At 47.0% G+C, this 739-nt stretch carries 2 protein-coding genes; one reads left to right on the top strand and one right to left on the bottom strand.

Going from position 1 to position 739, the window contains the following annotated elements; all coding sequences use genetic code 11:
- Positions 1-199, top strand: a 199-nt coding sequence (locus tag ACR0B3_RS24400; RefSeq protein WP_480811296.1) for a hypothetical protein, incomplete at its 5' end; no start/stop codon positions are given.
- 12 nt (positions 200-211) lie between these two features.
- Here ACR0B3_RS24400 and ACR0B3_RS24395 read toward each other — a convergent pair.
- Positions 212-739 (bottom strand): glutathione S-transferase family protein (locus ACR0B3_RS24395; RefSeq protein ID WP_480811295.1); only part of this gene is annotated, 528 nt, incomplete at its 5' end.

The raw sequence follows: 739 nt of genomic DNA, 5'->3' as shown, positions 1-739 counted from the left end.
TCTGCGCGCCAACCGAACCATTGAAGAGGCGTTTGAGGCCTATGACGCTGCAAGGCGTCCAATTGCGTTGATGATAAATGCCCGGTCTCAGCGTTTGGGAAGTTTTGTGCAAGGCGAAGATCCAAAAGGAAACCTGGATGGAGCCTCTCACCCCTTTGAAGATGAAATTGTCCGCTTGACAGCTACAGCTGATTTTTAGCGTCAATAGTTTTTATTTAGCACGTAGCTCTTCGTAGGACGTCGCAACTACCGTTTTGTAAGCCTCACGAGAAGCTAGTTTGCCGTGCCATTTTGTGAGGTTCGGTCGGTTTTGGTGTAGATCGATGATCTCTAAACACCTTTCCATGGTTACGCCGGCTGCAATATCGGCAATCGTGAATGTATTTGTTGCCAACCACCTGCTTTTCCTGAGCTGTTCGTCTATTATGTCCAAAGCGGCGCCTAAATTATTTGTATGCAGAGCTATTAACTCTTGCGAGCGGTCACTTGGACGGGTGCGAACCAATTGCCAGAACAAGCCGACAAATGGTGGAAAGAAGCAGGTTGCTGTGAAGTCCAGCCATTGATCAACGAAAGGTTGATCAATTTCCTTTATGGAAAGGTGTCCTCCATGTTTGCGAGATAAATATCGCAATATGGCATGGCTCTCCCAGAGAGTGATATTATCGTCCTGAAAAACAGGGATTTTGCCAACTGGGTTAAGTGATTTAAATTCTTCCGAGGTGGTGCCTCCGTAAGG

The sequence above is a fragment of the Ruegeria sp. CE9 genome (assembly GCF_056537425.1).
This window is presented reverse-complemented; position numbering and strand designations above follow the sequence as displayed.